Raw genomic sequence first — 18,029 nt, 5'->3', positions numbered from 1 at the left:
TCAGGCCGCCCTGTGCGTCGCCGCACGGGCCAGCTCCCGCAGGTCCGACACGGCCTCGGAAGCCAGAGGTGCGTCCGCGAGGGCGTCGTCCGCGGCGGTCGTGTAGCGCTCGATCATCGCCTCCAGCTCGTCGAGCGCGCCGGAGCCGGTCATCATGGACTGCACCACGGCGACCTGTTCCGCCGTCAGGTCGTCGTCGCCGATCATCTCGTCCAGCAGGTCGCGGGTCGCACGGTCGACCCGCGAGCGCGTGAGGGCGACCAGCGCCGTGCGCTTCCCCTCCCGCAGATCGTCTCCTGCGGGCTTGCCGGTCACTGCGGCATCCCCGAAGACGCCCAGCACGTCGTCGCGGAGCTGGAAGGCCATGCCGAGGGGGTGCCCGAACCGCCGCAGCGCATCGAGCTGCGGCGCCGATCCGCCGGCGAGCGCTCCGCCCAGCACGAGCGGCTGCTCGATGCTGTACCTGGCCGACTTGAGCGATGCGATGCGCAGCGCGCGCTCCAGGTGCGACTCGGTGGCGTTCACGCTCCAGGCCGACTCCTCCGCGATGTCGAGGAACTGCCCGGTGGTGACGTCGCGACGCATGCGCGCGTACTCACGGCGGACGGCCGCGGCCTGGGGGTGCCCGTCGAGTCCCTGCTCGAGCAGATCGTCGCTCCACGCCACGAGGAGGTCGCCGAGGAGCACGGCCGACGAGCGCCCGAAGGCCGCAGCGTCGCCCGACCAGCCGGAGTCGCGATGCGATCCCTCGAGCGCGCGGTGGGCCGCGGGTCGACCCCGCCGGGTGTCCGAGTTGTCGATGAGGTCGTCGTGCACGAGCGCCGCCGACTGGAAGATCTCCAGGGCCGCGCAGACGTCCCACAGCGCATCCGGCTCGGCGATCCCCGGGGCGTCCATGCGGGCGACGGCACGCCAGCCTGCGTGGCAGAACCGTGCCCTGAGCCGCTTGCCGCCGATGAGCGTGGAGGCCGCGGCGTCGAGCATCGCACCGGCATCCGGACCGTACTCGACGGCCTCTTCCCGCATGCCGGAGACGAACAGGGCGAGGCGGTCGGCGACCGCTTCGGCGACGGGGGTGAGGGGCGGCACGACTCCCAGCATACGTAAAGGCATTCCGGCGCTGATCCGCTACCCCGGAACGCGGTCCGCGCGTAGAATGATCGGAAGACACCCGAGGGGGACGAAATGCCACTCTCCGAACAGGAGCAGCGTCTGCTCGACGAGATGGAACGCCATCTCTTGCACAATGACGCCGACGTCGTGAGCGCGCCTACTGGCGACCGCACGTTGAGCTATCGGAATCTCGTCTACGGAGCGCTGCTGCTGCTCGCCGGCATCGGCGGACTGATCGTCGGCGTCGTCCTCGGAGATGTCTGGGGGATCGTCGTCGGCGTCGTCTCGTTCGCGGCGATGCTGGGCGGCGTCATGGTCGCCGTCACGCCGGTGCGACGATCCGTCCCCGCTGCGCCGCGTGAGCGCGCCACCTCTTCGCAGAAGCACGCGTCCTTCATGGACCGCATGAACGACCGATGGGACCGCCGCCAAGACGGTCGCTGACCGCACCACCACCAGACCACAGGCCCGGATGCACTGAGCATCCGGGCCTTTTTCATGCCCTCTGGCGGGCAGTTCCTCCACTGCCCCTCCACTGCCCTCCACCCACGCTCCACCCCGTTCTTCCGCGGCATTCCGGGGGAGTCGTCGCGGTGCTGGGTGAACTCCGGCGGCATCTCGCCGAATTTTCGTAGGAAAGTGGAGGGAAGTGGAGTAAAGTGGGGCGCACCTCGAAGTTGGCCGGACGAAGAGGGGGTGATGGCCGATGCTCCTGGGTACGCACTCACCGAAGCTGGACGACAAGGGGCGGGTCATCCTCCCCGCGAAGTTCCGTGAGGACCTGGGCGGCGGCGTCGTCGTCACCCGGGGTCAGGAGCGCTGCCTCTACGTCTTCAGCACGGCCGAGTTCGAGTCCATGCACGAGCGGATCCGTCAGGCGCCGCTCGCCAACAAGCAGGCGCGTGACTTCATGCGCATGTTCCTCTCCGGCGCCAGCGCCGAGATGCCCGACAGCCAGAACCGCATCACCATCCCCGCGCACCTCCGTCAGTACGCGGGGCTGCAGAAGGAGCTCATCGTCACCGGTGTCGGCGCCCACGCCGAGATCTGGGACGCACAGAGCTGGAACGACTACCTCGCAGCCGGCGAGGAGACCTACTCAGAACTCGAGCAGGAGGTGATCCCGGGACTGTTCTGACCGCGGCTGTGATGCCCCGCCGCTCCCGCCCCGACACACTTCCCCGGTGCCGGGTCGCGAAGCGGAGGGGGATCAGAGCCGAAGGTCGCCCCGAGAAAGATCATGAACCTCCGAGACATCCACACCCCCGTCATGCTCGAGCGCTGCGTCGAGCTGCTGGCGCCCGCCCTGCAACAGGACGGCGCCGTGCTCGTCGATGCCACCCTCGGCATGGGAGGGCACTCCGAAGCGCTGCTCGAGCGCTTCCCCGGCATCCGTCTCATCGGGCTCGACCGCGACACCGACGCGCTGCGCATCGCGGGGGAGAGGCTCGCCCGGTTCCGTGACCGCATCACGCTCGTGCACGCCGTGTACGACGAGATCGGCCTCCACGCACAGGGTGCGGCAGGCATCCTCTTCGACCTCGGCGTGTCCTCTCTGCAGCTCGATGAAGCCGAGCGCGGGTTCGCCTACGCGAAGGACGCGCCTCTCGACATGCGGATGGACCAGACGGCCGGCATCACGGCGGCCGAGGTCATCGCCACGTACAGCGAAGGCAACCTCCGGCGCATCTTCGAGCGCTACGGCGAGGAGAAGCTGGCAGCCCGCTACGCCCGGTTCATCGTCGAAGCACGGCAGAAGAGGCCGATCACCCGCTCGGGAGAACTCGTCGACGTGCTGGTCGCCGCGACCCCCGCAGCAGCGCAGCGCGCCGGGCACCCGGCGAAGCGCGTGTTCCAGGCGCTTCGCATCGAGGTGAACGCCGAGCTCAGCGTGCTCGCCGACGCGATCCCGTCCGCCATGGACGCCCTGGCCGTCGGCGGACGCATCGTGGTCATGTCGTACCAGTCCCTCGAAGACCGCCTCGTGAAGCAGGCGTTCGCCGCGGCATCCGCATCGACCGCCCCCGCCGGCCTCCCGGTCGAGCTCCCCGAACACGCTCCGCGCTTCCGGGTCATCACCCGGGGAGCGGAGCTCGCCGACGACGACGAACGTGCGCGCAACCCGCGTGCGATCCCGGTGCGGCTGCGCGCAGCCGAGAAGGTCAGAGACAGCGCATGAGCCTCAACGCCGCAATCCGCACGCCCCGCGTCGCCCTGCAGCAGCCGACGCCGACGCAGCGACCGCGCCTCGAACCCGTCACCGGAGCCCGCGCGCGGCGCAAGCCGAAGCTCGTGTACGCACTCATCGCCCTCGCCGGGGCGCTGGCGATCGGGGCGGCGCAGATCGGACTCTCGCTCGCCATCACCCAGGACTCCTACACCCTGGCCACCCTTTCTTCGCAGCAGCGTGACCTCACCCTCCAGACCGAGGCGCTGCAGGAGGAGCTGACCGGCGTGAGCTCCCCGCAGGCGCTCGCCAGCAGCGCCGCAGCCCTCGGCATGGTCGTCGCCGGGTCGCCGTCGTACCTCCGGCTCAGCGATGGCGCCGTCTTCGGCGCAGGCACAGGCGCCGGATGGTCGTCGACCATCGATCCGAACGGATCGGGCGCCGTGGGCAACGCGCTGCTCACGCATCCGGACGCCGGTGCGACAGCGGGTGAGACGGATGATGACCCGGACGGTGCCGCGACGCCCAGCACGGAACAGCTGCCACCTGCCATCACCGACGGACTTCCGAGCCCGACCACCCACTGAGCCGCCCACGAGACCGACGGAGAGAGTCCATGACGACACGAGCCACCCGAAGTCCCCGGCGACGCACCGTCGTCGCCCTGGCGGTCATCCTCTCGATCCTCGCGGCGTTCATCGTGCGCCTCGTCGACATCCAGGTCGTCAGCGCCGACGAGCGCGTGGCACAGTCCATGAAGTACCTGAGCATCGGCAGCTCCATCCCCGGCCAGCGGGGTTCGATCGTCGACGCAGACGGCACCGTGCTGGCGCAGAGCGTCATGGTCTACGACGCCAACATCGACCCCAAGGCGATGTCAGCAGTCGAAGGCAACGAGAAGAATCCGCCCAAGCTGCCGTGGGCGGAGGCGTCGACGCGCATCGCCGAGATCATGGGGCTCGACGCCGAGCAGCTGCGCACCGGCGTCGCCGACGCGCTGGCCGCGAACCCCGACACACGGTGGTACCAGCTGAAGAACGGGCTCGACACCGAGCAGTACATCGCGCTGCGCGACCTCAAGCTGCCCTACCTTCACGTCGACCCGCGTGAGACCCGCGTGTATCCGAACGGAGCCGTCGCAGGGAACGTGATCGGCTACCTCGACGGAGAGGGCAGCGCGCAGGCCGGCATCGAGAAGATGGAGAACCAGTGTCTCGCGCCCACCGACGGCGAGAAGAGCTACCGCAGGGGCAAGGACGGCGTCGTGATCCCAGGGAGCGAGCGCGTCGTCGACGCCGTGGACGGCGGCAGCGTGCAGCTGACGATCAACAGCGACCTGCAGTGGTACATGACGCAGATGATCGCCGAAGAAGCTCAGGCGCAGGGCGCGCAGGGCGGCACCGTGACGGTCGTCGAGGTCAAGACCGGCAAGATCCGGGTCGCGGCGGAATGGCCGACCATGGACCCCAACGACCTCGACGCGTCGTCGCCCGACACCTGGGGCAGCAAGCTGTTCACATATCCGTTCGAGCCCGGTTCGACGTTCAAGCCGGTGACGGCCGCAGCCGTGATGGAGAACGCGGGAGTCACCCCGACGAGCCCCACGGTCAGCGCTCCCTCACGCGAGAAGTTCCCCAACGGGGCCGTGATCAACGATGCGTTCGTGCACCCCACGTACAACTACACCCTCGCGGGCGCCCTGATCGACTCCTCCAACGTCGCGCTGTCGAAGTTCGGCACCATGGTGAGTCCCGACGTGCGGTACGACTACCTCCAGCGCTTCGGCGTCGGCACTCCGACGGTCGGGTTCCCGAGCGAGAGCGGGGGCGAGCTGCATCCGACGAGCGAATGGGACAACCAGTCGCTGTACACCACGACCTTCGGTCAGCACTTCACGGTGACCGCGCCGCAGGTGGCGGGTGCGTACCAGGCCATCGCCAACGGCGGGGAGAAGATCGACCTGTCGCTGATCGAGTCGTGCACGGATGCCGACGGCACGGTGCACAAGGCGCCTGAGCCTGCCCGCAAGCAGATCATCAAGCCGGAGACCGCCGCAGAGCTCACGCGCATGCTGGAGAACGTCGCGGTGCAGGGCGGCAACGCTGAGCGCATCCAGGTTCCCGGCTACCGCGTGACGAGCAAGACGGGTACGGCACAGATCCCCGACGGGCACGGCGGATACAAGGCGGGCGTGTACTACACGAGCATGGTGGGCTTCGCGCCGGTCGACGATCCTCAGTACGTCGTGATCGTGACCCTCGATCAGCCGACTAGAGTTACATCGTCCGCGGCCACCGCCTCGGCCTTCCAGAAGGCCATGACGCAGGTGATGAAGACCTACCGCGTGATGCCGTCGTCCACCCCGATGGACGCCCTTCTTCCCAAGTTCGAATAGAGCCGGCTTCCGCCGCGCCTGGAGACTCCATGATCGCCCTGTCGCTCGCTGAGATCGCCGCCGCCACCGGCGGTGAGCTGCGCCTCGCCGGAAACGACACCGCCGAGACCGTCGTCGACGGTGTCGTCGACACCGACTCGCGCGCCATGCGCCCGGGCGGCATATTCGTCGCCAAGCCCGGCGCCGAGACCGACGGGCACCGCTTCGTCGGCCAGGCGGTGGAGGCGGGTGCGGTGCTCGCGATCGTGGAGCGCCCGGTCGAGGTCGCCGTGACGCAGATCGTCGTCCCCGGCGCCGTCGCCGCGCTCGCGGACCTGGCGCGCGAGGTCGTCGCGCGAGTGCGCGCCGGCGGCCGCTTGCGGATCGTCGGCATCACCGGTTCGAACGGCAAGACCACCACGAAGAACTTCCTCGCCCGCATCCTCTCCGACGAGGGGCCCACCGTCGCCCCGATCAACTCGTACAACAACGAGGTCGGCGCGCCCGTCACGATGCTCCGCGTCACGCATGAGACCAGGTACCTCGTGAGCGAGTTCGGCGCAGATGCGCCCGGGAGCATCGCACGACTCGCCGGTCTCGTCGAGCCGGACGTCGCCGTGGTGCTCATGGTGGGCATGGCGCACGCCGGCGGCTTCGGCGGAATCGAGGCGACCGCCAAGGCGAAGTCCGAGCTCGTGGCAGCGGCCCGCGAGGGCGGGACGGCCGTGCTGAACCTCGATGACCCCCGTGTCGCCGCGATGGGCGAGCTGGCTCGATCGCGCGGCATGACCGTCGTCGGCTTCGGCCAGGCCTCGGCCGCGGATGTGCGCGCCCGGGACATCACCGTCTCGGCCTCGGGAACGACCTGCACCATCGAGGCGGGAGGGGAGAGCACCCCGTTGCGCCTGCGCGTGCTCGGTGCGCACCACGTGAACAACGCGATGGCCGCGATCGCCGCCGCCGGGGTGCTCGGCGTCTCGGCACCCGATGCCGTCTCCCGACTGGAGACCCTCGACATCGCGGAGCGCTGGCGCATGCAGCCGCTCGGCAACGACCGGGTGCGCATCATCAACGACGCATACAACGCCAGCCCCGACTCGATGGCCGCAGCCCTGCGGACCCTCGCGCAGATCACGGGTCCGGGGGAGCGCACCGTCGCCGTCCTCGGCGCGATGAGCGAGCTCGGCGAGACGGCTGGCGAGGAGCACGACCGGATCGGCCTGCTCGCGGTGCGCTTGAACATCCAGCGCATCGTCGTGGTCGGCCCCGAGGCGCGCCGCCTGTATCTCGCTGCGGTGGGCGAGGGGTCGTGGGACGGCGAGGCCGTGCACCTCCCCGATCAGGACGCCGCGTTCGAGTACCTCCGCTCGGAGCTGCGCGACGGGGACCGCGTGCTCGTGAAGTCGTCCAATTCCGTGGGCCTCCGGCATCTCGGTGATCGTCTGGGAGAATTGTTCTCGTGAGGTCCCTCATCATGGCGGCGGCCATCTCGCTCGCCTTCACACTGTTCCTGACCCCCGTCTTCCTCCGGCTCTTCCGGAAGTGGGGTTGGGGTCAGGTCATCCGCACTCCCGAGGCGATCGAGAACCCCAGCCACGAGGCGAAGCGCGGCACCCCCACCATGGGCGGCGTGATCTTCATCGTCGGCACCATGGTCGGGTACTTCACGGGTGTGTACGTTGGTGGCGGGACGCCCTCCCTGTCGGCTTTGCTCCTCATCTGGCTGATGGTCGGCTTCGGCGTCGTCGGCTTCATCGACGACTACATGAAGGTGCGCAGCCAGCGCAGCCTCGGCCTGTCCGGCTGGCGCAAGGTGCTCGGTCAGCTCCTCGTCATCATCCCGTTCGGCATCGTCGCGCTGAACTTCCCCAACCGGTCGGGGCAGACACCGGCATCCGGCGCCGTCTCGCTGTTCCGAGACATCCCCTGGCTGAACTTCTTCTTCTTCGGGGTCGTGATCGGCTGGATCGTCTACATCGTGTGGATCTCGGTGATCGGCGTCGCGACGTCGAACAGCGTCAACCTCACCGACGGGCTCGACGGGCTCGCCGCCGGTGCCGGGGTGCTTGTCGTGTCGTCGTACGGGCTCATCGCCTTCCGTCAGTTCCAGCAGTCCTGTGTGGGCGAATCCATCGAGAAGGCGGCGATCGGCGGATGCTACGAGGTGCGCGATCCGCTGGATCTCGCCGTCATCGCCGCGGCCTTCGCCGCCAGCCTCATCGGCTTCCTGTGGTGGAACGCGCCGAAGGCCAAGGTGTTCATGGGCGACGTCGGCTCCATGGCGATCGGCGGCGTCATCACCGCCCTCGCGATCCTCACGCACACCGAGCTGCTGCTCCTGGTCATCGCCGGCGTCTTCGTGCTCTCCTCCGGCTCGGTCATCCTCCAGCGCGCGTACTTCAAGATCACGCGCGGCAAGAGGCTGTTCCTCATGAGCCCGTTCCACCACCACCTCGAGATGCGCGGGTGGTCGGAGGTCACGATCGTGGTGCGCCTGTGGATCATCGCCGGTCTGCTCGCGGTCTCGGCCGTCGGTCTCTTCTACGTCGAATGGCTCACTCGTGTCAGCTGATGCCCGTCTGCAGGGCCTCACCAGCTGGAACGCCGACTGGTCGGGACTGCGCGTCGCCGTGCTCGGCCTGTCGATGACCGGTTTCTCCGTCGCGGACACGCTCACCGAGCTCGGCGCCGACGTGCTCGTCCTCAGCGAGTCGGCCGAGGAGGAGTACGCGCGCCTGCTGCCCGTGATCGGAGCGCGGCTCGAACTGGGGCCGCTCGCCGAGGTGCCGAGCGCGCTCCGTGACTTCGAGCCGGAGGTCGTCATCGCGTCCCCAGGGTTCCCGCCGTCGCATCCGGTGATCCGGTGGGTGCAGGAGTCCGGCATCGCGCTGTGGGGAGACGTCGAGCTCGCGTGGCGCGTGCGCGACAAGGTGACGAGACCCGACGGAACGCCGGCCGACTGGGTGCTCATCACGGGAACCAACGGCAAGACGACGACCACCCAACTCACCGCGACGCTGCTCGTCGAAGGCGGGCTGCGTGCGGCTCCGTGCGGCAACATCGGCGTGCCCGTGCTCGACGCGGTGCGCGACCCCGCGGGCTTCGACGTCCTCGTCGTCGAGCTCTCCAGCCATCAGCTCTGGTACATCGGCCAGTCGCACCTCGAGGGGCAGCTCGTGCCCTACTCGTCTGTCTGCCTGAACCTCGCCGACGACCACCTCGTGTGGCACGGCAGCGCTCGTGCGTACCGCGACGCCAAGGCGCAGGTCTACCGGAACACCCGCGTCGCGTGCGTGTACAACAAGGCCGACGAGGCCACCATGCGCATGGTGGAGGAGGCCGACGTGATCGAGGGGGCGCGCGCGATCGGCTTCGATCTCGGCATCCCCGGTCCCAGCGACCTCGGCGTGGTCGACGGCCTGCTCGTCGACCGTGCCTTCCTCGACGACCGCCGGCGCAGCGCCCTGGAGCTCACGACGCTGCACGACCTCGAGGAGGCAGGGCTCGCCGCTCCGCACATCGTGCAGAACATCCTCGCGGCCAGCGCTCTCGCGCGATCCCTCGGTGTCGAACCGGAGGCCATCCACTCCGCACTGCAGAAGTTCCGCCTCGATGCGCACCGCATCCAGGTGATCGCCCGACACGCCGGCATCACCTGGGTCGACGACTCGAAGGCCACCAACCCGCATGCCGCGGCATCGTCGCTGCGGGCCTACCCCGGAGCGGTCTGGGTCGTCGGCGGGGATCTGAAGGGCGTCGACATCGCCGAGCTCGTCGCGGACGTGGGGGTGACTGCCCGTGCCGCGGTCGTCATCGGCGTCGACCGGGCCCCCGTCGTCGCGGCATTCGAGCGACACGCGCCGGCGGTGCCGGTCTTCGAGGTTGATGCTGGTGACACTGGACAGGTCATGACCCGCGTCGTGGAGATCGCGGCGGGGATCGCCGGTGACGAGGGGACGGTCCTGCTGGCCCCCGCGGCGGCATCCTTCGACCAGTTCTCCGGCTACGCGGATCGAGGCCACCGCTTCGCCGAAGCGGTGCGGGACTGGATCGACCGGGGGAGCGCCGATGACGCAGGTGGCCCGCACCCCGCGCTCTGAGCCGGGGCGCACCGGATCCGGCGGCCTCGCCGCGCGGGTGTCCCTCGGGCGCCGATTCACCCCGGTGTCGACGGAGTTCCTCCTGATCGCGTCGACGGCGCTCCTGCTCACGGTGTTCGGGCTCGTGATGGTGCTGTCGGCGACGAGCGCGACCGCCGTCTCCCGCGGAGAGAGCCCGCTCGACGGCGCGCTGCGCCAGGGGCTCTTCGCGGTGCTCGGCATCCCGCTGATGTTCGTGATCTCCCGCGTCCCGGTGGACGTGCTGAAGAAGCTCGCGTGGCCCGCGCTGTTCGGCGCCGTCGCCCTGCAGCTGCTCGTCTTCACGCCGCTCGGCGTCGAAGACGGCGGCAACCGGAACTGGATCAGGATCGCCGGGTTCTCCCTGCAGCCGTCGGAGTTCCTCAAACTGGCCCTCGCGCTGTGGATCGCCTACGTGCTCCTGCGCAAGCAGGCGATGCTCGGCACGTGGCACCACGTGTTCATCCCGGTGGTGCCCGTGAGCGCACTCGCCATCGGCACGGTGCTCGCAGGCAAAGACCTCGGCACGTCCATGGTGCTCGTGATGGTGCTCCTCGGATGCCTCTTCTTCTCCGGCGTCAAGCTGCGCCTTTTCATCATCCCGGTCCTGCTCGGCATCACCGCCGTGATCGCGCTGGCGATCACCAGTCCTGATCGCATGCGGCGCATCACGGCCACGTGCGATTCGATGGCCGACTACGAGGGCGACTGCTACCAGTCGATCCACGGCATCTGGGGCATGGCATCCGGCGGCGTCTTCGGTGTCGGCCTCGGTAACTCGCAGGAGAAGTACGGCTGGCTCCCCGCTGCGGGCAACGACTTCATCTTCGCGATCGTGGGCGAGGAGCTCGGGCTCATCGGCTGCCTCGTCGTGCTCGCTCTCCTGATGTTCTTCACCGTCGGGGCGTTCCACATCATCCGCAAGACCGACGATCCGTTCATCCGGGTCGCGGCGGGCGGCATCGTCGTCTGGATCGTCGGCCAGGCGGTGCTGAACATCGGCGTCGTGATCGGCGTCTTCCCCGTCATGGGCGTCCCGCTGCCGTTCATGTCGCAGGGCGGTACGGCGCTCCTGGCCGTGCTGATCGCGTGCGGCGTGCTCCTCGCGTTCGCCCGCACGCTCCCGGCAGGCGAGCCGCGTGCGGCTGACGGCGGACGTTCGGCAGGGCGGGGTAAGGTCACACGGTGACCACGTATCTGCTCGCCGGTGGGGGAACCGCCGGCCATGTGAACCCCCTGCTCGCCGTCGCCGACGGACTCCGTGCGCGCGGCGCCGACGCCGAGGTCCTGGTGCTCGGCACGGCGGAGGGATTGGAGTCACGGCTGGTCCCGGCGCGCGGCTACGAGCTCCTCGTCGTCGCCAAGGTGCCGTTCCCGCGTCGGCCGGACAAGGCCGCCGCCGCCTTCCCGCTGCGGTTCCGCCGCGCCGTGGCGCGCGTGCGCGAGTACATCCGCACGCGCGGCGTCGACGTCGTCGTCGGCTTCGGCGGCTATGCCGCGGCGCCCGCCTACGTCGCCGCGCGCCGAGAGGGCGTTCCGTTCGTGGTGCACGAGGCGAACGCGAAGCCCGGACTGGCGAACGTGCTCGGCGCACGGCGTGCCGCCGCGACGGGCGTGGCGTTCGACGGCACTCCGCTGCGCGGCGGAGAAGTGGTCGGGATGCCGTTGCGCACCGAGGTCGTGGAGCTCGACAGGACAGCTGCCCGCGCCGAGGCAGCAGAGTATTTCGGCCTGGACGCCGACCGCCCCGTGCTCCTCGTGTTCGGGGGGTCGCTCGGGGCTCAGCGCCTCAACGACGCGCTCGCGGGCAGCTGGAAGGACGTCCTGGCGGCGGGATGGCAGCTGCTGCACGTGACGGGCGAGCGCAGCGATCTGGTCGACCCCGGCGCACCGGGCTACGTGATGCGCCGCTACGTCGACCGCATGGACTTGGCGTTCGCCGTCGCCGATCTGATCCTCTCGCGTTCGGGTGCTGCGACCGTGAGCGAGATCAGCGCGCTCGGCATCCCGGCCCTCTACGTGCCGTACTCGGTGGGCAACGGCGAGCAGCGCCTCAACGCGGCGTCGGCGGTGGCCGCCGGTGCCGCCGAGCTCCTCGACGACGCGACCTTCGATGCCGACGCCGTCCGACGCATCGTCGTGCCTCTCCTGCGTGACGACGAGCGCCGCTCGCGCATGGCCGCTGCAGCGGAGCGGGTGGGGACGCGCAGCGGCACAGACAACGTGATCGCGCTGATCGACCGCGCGGTCGCCGGCGCTCCGGCCCGCCGCTGAGACGAAAAGTAGACTGAAGAAGACATGATCAGACCCGACCTCTCCCTCCCCATCCCCGAGACGATCTCCGCTGCGCATTTCATCGGCATCGGCGGCTCGGGGATGAGCGGACTCGCGCGCATGTTCCTCGACGCGGGGATCCGCGTCTCCGGCAGCGATCGCGCCGACAGCGCGAACCTGCGTGCCATCGAGGCTGCGGGCGCGACCGTGCACGTCGGGCACGACGCGGCTCACCTGGGTGACGCCGACACCGTCGTGCACACCGGGGCCATCTGGCCCGAGAACCCGGAGTTCGTGCTCGCCAAGGAGCGGGGGCTGCACGTCATCCACCGCTCGCAGGCCCTGCACTGGCTGATCGGGTCGCGCCGGCTGGTCTCCGTCGCGGGCGCTCACGGCAAGACGACGTCGACGGGGATGATCGTCACGGCCCTGCAGGCGCTGGGGGCCGACCCGAACTTCGTCAACGGCGGGGTCATCGAGCAGCTCGGCACGTCGAGCGCGACGGGCACCGGTGATCTGTTCGTGATCGAGGCCGACGAGTCCGACGGCACGTTCCTCCTCTACGACACGGCGGTGGCCCTCATCACCAACGTCGACCCCGACCACCTCGACCACTACGGCTCCGACGACGCATTCCACGACGCCTTCGTGCGCTTCGCCGACGGGGCGTCCGAGGCGGTCGTGATCTCCAGCGACGATCCGGGTGCGCAGCGGGTGCGCGCGGGTCTCTCGCATCCGCGTGTGATCACCTTCGGCCAGGCCGACGACGCCGACCTGCGGGTGGGCGACGTCGTGTCGGCCGACGCCGTCTCGGCGACGCTGACGTGGGCGGGGGAGCAGGCGCATCTGCAGCTCGCGGTCCCCGGCGTGCACAACGCGATCAACGCGGCCGGTGCGGTCGCGGTGCTGTTGTCCCTCGGCTACGGCCTGCAGGAGTCGGCGCGCGCCGTCGAAGGCTTCGCCGGCACCGTCCGGCGCCTGGAGCAGCACGGCGTGGAGCGCGGCGTCACCGTGTACGACGACTACTCCCACCACCCGACCGAGGTGCGGGCGGCGCTCGAGGCCATGCGCGCCATCGCCGGCTCCGGCCGCATCATCGCGATCCAGCAGCCGCACACCTATTCGCGCACGCAGCACATGTACCGGGAGTTCGCCGACGTCCTCGAGACGCACGCGGATCACACCGTGATGCTCGACGTGTACGGCGCCCGCGAAGACCCGGTACCCGGCGTGACCGGCGAGCTGGTGAGCGGTGCGTTCCGCGACCCCTCGCGCGTGCACTTCGTCGCGGATTGGCAGGAGGCCGCCGATTACACGGCGAGCGTGGCCCGCGAGGGCGACTACGTCATCACGCTCGGCTGCGGCAACGTCTACCAGATCATCCCGCAGGTGCTGGAGTCGCTGCGGTCGTCCGGAGCCTGACGCATGCGCCGGCCCGCCCCGCTTCCGCCCGGCAGGGACAGCACGTCCGCCGCGCCGCGCGGCTCCGCTCGTGCGTCCGTGGACGCCCGTGCGGCTCTGGACGCTCACGAGGAGCGGCCGGAGGCGCGCATCAGCCGACTCGCGGCGACGACCTCCCCTGAGTCTGCGGATGCCGCGGCCGAAGGCGCCGCCCTCGAGCACGGCTCCGATGCGCCGCTGTCCACCATGGACGTGTGGCGCGCAGCGCGTGCGCGGAGGAAGGCGCTGCGAGCGGAGATCCGTCGGTTCACGCAGCGCTCCCGGCGGCGCCGCATCGTCTGGCTCAGCGCCGTCGGGTCTGTGCTCCTCCTGATCGGAGGCAGCCTCGCCGCGGCATACAGTCCCCTGTTCGCCGTCGAGAAGATCACCGTGGTCGGTGCGAAGACCCTCGACGCCGGCGCGGTGGAGACGGCGCTGGCGGGGCAGCTCGGCACTCCGCTGGCACTCGTCGACACCAGCGCGGTGAAGGCCGCGCTCCTCTCCTTCCCGCTCATCGAGACGTACGCGCTCGAGGCCCGCCCGCCGCACGACCTCACGGTGCGCATCGTGGAGCGCACCCCGGTCGGCGTCATCCGCTCGGACGCCGGATACAGCCTCGTCGACGCGGCGGGGGTCGTGCTGTCCACGACGACGGATCAGCCGGCGGGGCAGCCCCTGCTCGAGATCGCGGGTGGGACGTCGTCGTCGGCGTTCGAGAGCGCCGGGCTCGTCATCCGGTCGCTGCCCGCCGACGTACGGGGTGCTCTGACGGGGGTGCGGGCGAGCACCGCCGACGACGTGACGCTTCTGCTCGACTCGGGCCTCACGGTCGTGTGGGGGAGCTCCGAAGACTCGGCACTCAAGGGCATCACGCTGGCGAAGGCGATCGGTGCGAACCCGCAGGCGAAGACCATCGACGTCACCTCTCCGCACGTCGCCGTGATCGGCTGACGGCAGGTCGCGGCTGTCCACAGACGGATTCCGTCGCCAAACGGGCGACACGCCCGCGTGGCTGCGCACGGGCGACTGCCGGGCGCTTACCTTCGAACAAGAGAAACCGATACCCGGAAATACTTTACACCTCTAGTTGAGGTTTAAGGTTCAGCCCCGCGGAATCTCTGACACAACGACAGGCTCGAATCATTCGGAGGCCGGCAATGAGCCAGAACCAGAACTACCTCGCCGTGATCAAGGTCGTCGGCGTCGGCGGTGGCGGCGTCAACGCCGTGAATCGCATGATCGAACTCGGTCTCCGCGGAGTCGAGTTCATCGCCGTCAACACGGATGCGCAGGCGCTCCTGATGAGTGACGCCGACGTCAAGCTCGACGTGGGCCGCGAGCTCACCCGCGGCCTCGGCGCCGGGGCCGACCCCGAGGTCGGACGCCGTGCTGCCGAAGACCACGCCGAGGAGATCGAGCAGGCGCTCACCGGAGCCGACATGGTGTTCGTGACCGCGGGCGAGGGAGGCGGCACCGGCACCGGTGGAGCGCCGGTCGTCGCTCGCATCGCCAAGTCGATCGGCGCTCTCACCATCGGCGTCGTGACGAAGCCGTTCTCGTTCGAGGGTCGGCGTCGTCAGAGCCAGGCCGAGGCAGGCGTCGCGAAGCTCAAGGAAGAGGTCGACACCCTCATCGTGGTTCCGAACGACCGTCTCCTCGAGATCAGCGACCGCGGCATCTCCATGATCGAGGCGTTCGCGACCGCCGACCAGGTGCTGCTCGCCGGTGTGCAGGGCATCACCGACCTCATCACCACCCCCGGTCTCATCAACCTCGACTTCGCCGACGTCAAGTCGGTCATGCAGGGTGCGGGCTCGGCGCTCATGGGCATCGGGTCGGCGCGGGGCGCCGATCGCGCGATCAAGGCCGCGGAGCTGGCCGTCGAATCGCCGCTGCTCGAGGCGTCGATCGAGGGTGCGCACGGCGTGCTGCTCTCAATCCAGGGCGGATCGAACCTCGGCATCTTCGAGATCCACGACGCTGCCGACCTCGTCAAGGAGGCTGCGCACCCGGAGGCGAACATCATCTTCGGAACGGTCATCGACGACACGCTGGGCGACGAGGTGCGCGTGACGGTGATCGCCGCGGGCTTCGACGGAGGCGAGCCGTCTCTGCGCCTCGACCCGATGGTCGTGTCCCGTCCGGCGCCTGCGACGACTCTTCCCGAGGTCGCGCTCCCCGAGGAGACGGAGAGCGCTCCGGCAGCCCAGGGGACCGATGCCGAGCAGCCCGCTCCGCGCGTGACCACGAGCATCGAGCCGGCGTTCGCGGACGACGACATCGACATCCCCGAATTCCTCAAGTGAGCGAGCTGGCTGCACGGCTGTCGGCGATCGATGCACGCATCGCCGACGCCGCGCGGCTCGCCGGCCGCGACCCCGGAGAGATCACCCGGATCGTGGTGACGAAGTTCCATCCGGCGAGCCTCGTGCAAGACCTGTATGACCTGGGCGTGCGCGAGGTCGGGGAGAACCGCCAGCAGGAGCTCACGGCCAAGAGGGGCGACCTCGGCGACCTTGCAGACCTGCGGTGGCACTTCATCGGGCAGGCGCAGACCAACAAGGCCTCGGCGATCCGGCGCAGCGCGGATGCCGTGCACTCGGTCGACCGCGCCCGGCTCGCGGATGCTCTGCACCGAGCGGCCGACGACGATGGTCGTCTCGACGTGCTCGTCCAGGTGAACCTCACCGACGACCCGGCGCGTGGCGGCATCGCCCCCGCCGACGCTGATGCCCTCGCCGAGCATGTGCTCGGCCTCTCGTCGCTTCGCCTCCGCGGCGTGATGGCGGTCGCTCCTCTCGATGAGGAGCCCGCATCCGCGTTCGCGCGGCTGCGAGCGGTAGCCGAACGCATCCGTTCCCTCGACTCCGCAGCCGACTGGATCTCCGCCGGGATGACCGGCGACTTCGTCGAGGCCATCGCTGCCGGTGCGACACACCTGCGCATCGGCTCGGCAATCACGGGACCCCGGCCTGACCGGGGTTAACCTGTCACCAAGACCCGCCCGAATCGTTCGAACCGGAGGACACAATGGGTAACCCGCTGAAGAAGACCATGGTGTATCTCGGCCTGGCCGACGAGGAAGAGGTCTACGAGGACGAGACGCCGGCGCAGGCGCCAGCCCGCGCCCACCGCGAGCGTGAGCGCGAGGAGCCGGCCCCGGCGCCGGTCACCCCGTTGCGTCGTCCCGTCGCCGTGCGTCAGCCCGCAGGAGGGGCAGTGAACGAGATCCTCACCGTGCACCCGAAGCAGTACCGCGACGCGCAGCTGATCGCGGAGAGCTTCCGAGAGGGCGTGCCGGTCATCATCAACCTGTCGCAGATGAGCGACGCCGACGCGCGCCGGCTCATCGACTTCGCCAGCGGGCTCTCCCTCGGCCTCTACGGCCGCATCGAGCGCGTCACCTCGAAGGTCTTCCTGCTGTCGCCGGAGAACATCGCGGTGTCGGGCCACGGGGGGATCGCCCACGCTGACCCGGAGTCCGCGGGCTTCGACCAGTCGTAACCCGTGGGGGTTGTCTCGATACTCGCCGGCGTCGTCCACCTGGCGCTGCTGCTCTATCTCCTGGTGCTCTTCGCGCGCCTGATCCTCGACTACATCCCGCTCTTCAATAGGGAATGGCGTCCCAAGGGAGCAGGCCTCGTGGCCGCGGAGATCGCCTATACGATCACCGATCCGCCGGTCCGGTTCTTCCGGCGGCTCATCCCGCCCCTGCGCATCGGTTCCGTGTCGCTGGACTTCGGCTTCTCGCTGACCGTCCTCGTCGTACTGATCCTCATGAACGTCGTGCGGATCTTCATCTGACGCGACTGCGACTTCGCGATGCCTGGGTGTCGCGGCATCGCGGCTGACAGGAGCGGGGACTATGCTTGGCTCCCAGGTGCGCGCCCCGGGTTCGCGCCACATCACGACCACGCCATAGAACCACACTGGCAACCGAACTCATCGAAGGAGCCACCATGGCACTCACCCCGGATGACGTCGTCACCAAGCAGTTCCAGCACGTCCGCTTCAAGGACGGCTTCGACCCGGACGAGGTCGACGACTTCCTCGACGAGATCGTCATCGAGTGGCGCAAGGCCCTCGAGGAGAACGCGGAGCTGAAGGCCAAGCTGGCCGCGTACGAGTCCGGCGCAGCGCAGCCCGCTGCCGCCGCTGAGGCTCCTGCCGCTCCCGCGCCGGCGCCTGCCGCCGAGGCCGCGCCCTCCGGATCCGCCACCGCCACCGCCGGCATCATCGAGTTGGCTCAGCGTCTGCACGACGAGCACGTCGCAGAGGGCGAGGCGAAGCGCAACCAGCTCATCGCCGAGGCTGAGAACGAGGTCGCCCGCATCCGCAGCGAGGCCGAGGCCAAGCAGCGCGAGGAGACGGCGCGCATGGAGCGCGAGCGCAACACGCTCGAGGCCCGCATCACCGAGCTCCGCAACTTCGAGCGCGACTACCGCTCGCAGCTGCGCGGCTACATCGAGGGCCAGCTGCGCGAGCTCGACGAGAAGTCGGCGTCGACCGACTCGACGCCGGTCTCCGCGATCGGCCTGTAAGG

General features: G+C 69.6%; 18 protein-coding genes. 17 read left to right on the top strand and 1 reads right to left on the bottom strand.

The genetic code is table 11. The features are described from left to right. Complete coding sequence (locus tag AB663_RS14310) at positions 1-1,089, bottom strand: polyprenyl synthetase family protein (RefSeq protein WP_232304559.1); 1,089 nt, start codon at positions 1,087-1,089, stop codon at positions 1-3. A gap of 96 nt (positions 1,090-1,185) precedes the next feature. Between AB663_RS14310 and AB663_RS14305 the strand changes: the two genes are divergently transcribed. The 17 genes from AB663_RS14305 to AB663_RS14225 all read left to right on the top strand — a co-directional run bounded on the left by AB663_RS14305 (position 1,186) and on the right by AB663_RS14225 (position 18,027). Next, a complete protein-coding gene (locus AB663_RS14305; RefSeq protein WP_067200609.1) occupies positions 1,186-1,557 on the top strand; it encodes a DUF3040 domain-containing protein in 372 nt (123 codons plus the stop codon). A 262-nt stretch (positions 1,558-1,819) separates the two neighbouring features. After that, entirely contained in the window at positions 1,820-2,251 is a 432-nt protein-coding gene (gene mraZ / locus AB663_RS14300; RefSeq protein ID WP_067200606.1) for a division/cell wall cluster transcriptional repressor MraZ, read from the top strand. A gap of 102 nt (positions 2,252-2,353) precedes the next feature. Continuing rightward, positions 2,354-3,292, top strand: a complete 939-nt coding sequence (gene rsmH, locus AB663_RS14295) for a 16S rRNA (cytosine(1402)-N(4))-methyltransferase RsmH (protein WP_067200602.1) — start codon at positions 2,354-2,356, stop codon at positions 3,290-3,292. Next, positions 3,289-3,867, top strand: a complete 579-nt coding sequence (locus AB663_RS14290) for a hypothetical protein (RefSeq protein WP_067200600.1) — start codon at positions 3,289-3,291, stop codon at positions 3,865-3,867. Before rsmH ends, AB663_RS14290 begins: the two co-directional genes overlap by 4 nt. Before the next feature lie 29 nt (positions 3,868-3,896). Beyond that, a complete protein-coding gene (locus AB663_RS14285) occupies positions 3,897-5,675 on the top strand; it encodes a peptidoglycan D,D-transpeptidase FtsI family protein (protein WP_067200597.1) in 1,779 nt (592 codons plus the stop codon). A 29-nt stretch (positions 5,676-5,704) separates the two neighbouring features. Continuing rightward, positions 5,705-7,117, top strand: a complete 1,413-nt coding sequence (locus AB663_RS14280) for a UDP-N-acetylmuramoyl-tripeptide--D-alanyl-D-alanine ligase (RefSeq protein ID WP_067200594.1) — start codon at positions 5,705-5,707, stop codon at positions 7,115-7,117. Continuing rightward, positions 7,114-8,226, top strand: a complete 1,113-nt coding sequence (gene mraY, locus AB663_RS14275) for a phospho-N-acetylmuramoyl-pentapeptide-transferase (RefSeq protein ID WP_067200590.1) — start codon at positions 7,114-7,116, stop codon at positions 8,224-8,226. Before AB663_RS14280 ends, mraY begins: the two co-directional genes overlap by 4 nt. Continuing rightward, complete coding sequence (gene murD / locus AB663_RS14270; RefSeq protein ID WP_067200587.1) at positions 8,216-9,754, top strand: UDP-N-acetylmuramoyl-L-alanine--D-glutamate ligase; 1,539 nt, start codon at positions 8,216-8,218, stop codon at positions 9,752-9,754. The genes mraY and murD overlap by 11 nt, the downstream gene beginning before the upstream one ends. After that, on the top strand, positions 9,723-10,961 hold the full coding sequence (ftsW, locus tag AB663_RS14265) for a putative lipid II flippase FtsW (protein WP_067200583.1): 1,239 nt from the start codon (positions 9,723-9,725) through the stop codon (positions 10,959-10,961). Before murD ends, ftsW begins: the two co-directional genes overlap by 32 nt. Then, the gene (locus AB663_RS14260; protein WP_067200581.1) at positions 10,958-12,046 is read left to right on the top strand and encodes a UDP-N-acetylglucosamine--N-acetylmuramyl-(pentapeptide) pyrophosphoryl-undecaprenol N-acetylglucosamine transferase; all 1,089 of its coding nucleotides are present in this window, start codon (positions 10,958-10,960) and stop codon (positions 12,044-12,046) included. The genes ftsW and AB663_RS14260 overlap by 4 nt, the downstream gene beginning before the upstream one ends. A gap of 24 nt (positions 12,047-12,070) precedes the next feature. Then, positions 12,071-13,468: a UDP-N-acetylmuramate--L-alanine ligase gene (gene murC / locus AB663_RS14255; protein WP_067200579.1), complete on the top strand. Its 1,398-nt coding sequence runs from the start codon at positions 12,071-12,073 to the stop codon at positions 13,466-13,468. Between the two features lie 78 nt (positions 13,469-13,546). Beyond that, the gene (locus tag AB663_RS14250; RefSeq protein WP_232304558.1) at positions 13,547-14,437 is read left to right on the top strand and encodes an FtsQ-type POTRA domain-containing protein; all 891 of its coding nucleotides are present in this window, start codon (positions 13,547-13,549) and stop codon (positions 14,435-14,437) included. A gap of 206 nt (positions 14,438-14,643) precedes the next feature. Further along, positions 14,644-15,792: a cell division protein FtsZ gene (gene ftsZ, locus AB663_RS14245; RefSeq protein ID WP_067200576.1), complete on the top strand. Its 1,149-nt coding sequence runs from the start codon at positions 14,644-14,646 to the stop codon at positions 15,790-15,792. Then, positions 15,789-16,472, top strand: a complete 684-nt coding sequence (locus AB663_RS14240) for a YggS family pyridoxal phosphate-dependent enzyme (protein ID WP_067200573.1) — start codon at positions 15,789-15,791, stop codon at positions 16,470-16,472. Before ftsZ ends, AB663_RS14240 begins: the two co-directional genes overlap by 4 nt. 44 nt (positions 16,473-16,516) lie before the next feature. Further along, entirely contained in the window at positions 16,517-16,990 is a 474-nt protein-coding gene (locus AB663_RS14235) for a cell division protein SepF (protein WP_067200569.1), read from the top strand. 3 nt (positions 16,991-16,993) lie between these two features. After that, the gene (locus AB663_RS14230; RefSeq protein WP_067200566.1) at positions 16,994-17,290 is read left to right on the top strand and encodes a YggT family protein; all 297 of its coding nucleotides are present in this window, start codon (positions 16,994-16,996) and stop codon (positions 17,288-17,290) included. A gap of 155 nt (positions 17,291-17,445) precedes the next feature. Further along, positions 17,446-18,027: a DivIVA domain-containing protein gene (locus tag AB663_RS14225; protein WP_067200563.1), complete on the top strand. Its 582-nt coding sequence runs from the start codon at positions 17,446-17,448 to the stop codon at positions 18,025-18,027. Positions 18,028-18,029 lie beyond the last annotated feature (2 nt).

The organism is Microbacterium sp. XT11, from assembly GCF_001513675.1.
In the GTDB taxonomy this organism is placed as follows: Bacteria; Actinomycetota; Actinomycetes; order Actinomycetales; family Microbacteriaceae; genus Microbacterium.
This window is presented reverse-complemented; position numbering and strand designations above follow the sequence as displayed.

Bases quoted from the DNA above. Each gene is read 5' to 3' on its own strand.
- AB663_RS14305 (WP_067200609.1), top strand. From the start codon at position 1,186: ATGCCACTCTCCGAACAGGAGCAGCGTCTGCTCGACGAGATGGAACGC.
- mraZ (WP_067200606.1), top strand. From the start codon at position 1,820: ATGCTCCTGGGTACGCACTCACCGAAGCTGGACGACAAGGGGCGGGTC.
- rsmH (WP_067200602.1), top strand. From the start codon at position 2,354: ATGAACCTCCGAGACATCCACACCCCCGTCATGCTCGAGCGCTGCGTC.
- AB663_RS14290 (WP_067200600.1), top strand. From the start codon at position 3,289: ATGAGCCTCAACGCCGCAATCCGCACGCCCCGCGTCGCCCTGCAGCAG.
- AB663_RS14285 (WP_067200597.1), top strand. From the start codon at position 3,897: ATGACGACACGAGCCACCCGAAGTCCCCGGCGACGCACCGTCGTCGCC.
- AB663_RS14280 (WP_067200594.1), top strand. From the start codon at position 5,705: ATGATCGCCCTGTCGCTCGCTGAGATCGCCGCCGCCACCGGCGGTGAG.
- ftsW (WP_067200583.1), top strand. From the start codon at position 9,723: ATGACGCAGGTGGCCCGCACCCCGCGCTCTGAGCCGGGGCGCACCGGA.
- murC (WP_067200579.1), top strand. From the start codon at position 12,071: ATGATCAGACCCGACCTCTCCCTCCCCATCCCCGAGACGATCTCCGCT.
- ftsZ (WP_067200576.1), top strand. From the start codon at position 14,644: ATGAGCCAGAACCAGAACTACCTCGCCGTGATCAAGGTCGTCGGCGTC.
- AB663_RS14235 (WP_067200569.1), top strand. From the start codon at position 16,517: ATGGGTAACCCGCTGAAGAAGACCATGGTGTATCTCGGCCTGGCCGAC.
- AB663_RS14225 (WP_067200563.1), top strand. From the start codon at position 17,446: ATGGCACTCACCCCGGATGACGTCGTCACCAAGCAGTTCCAGCACGTC.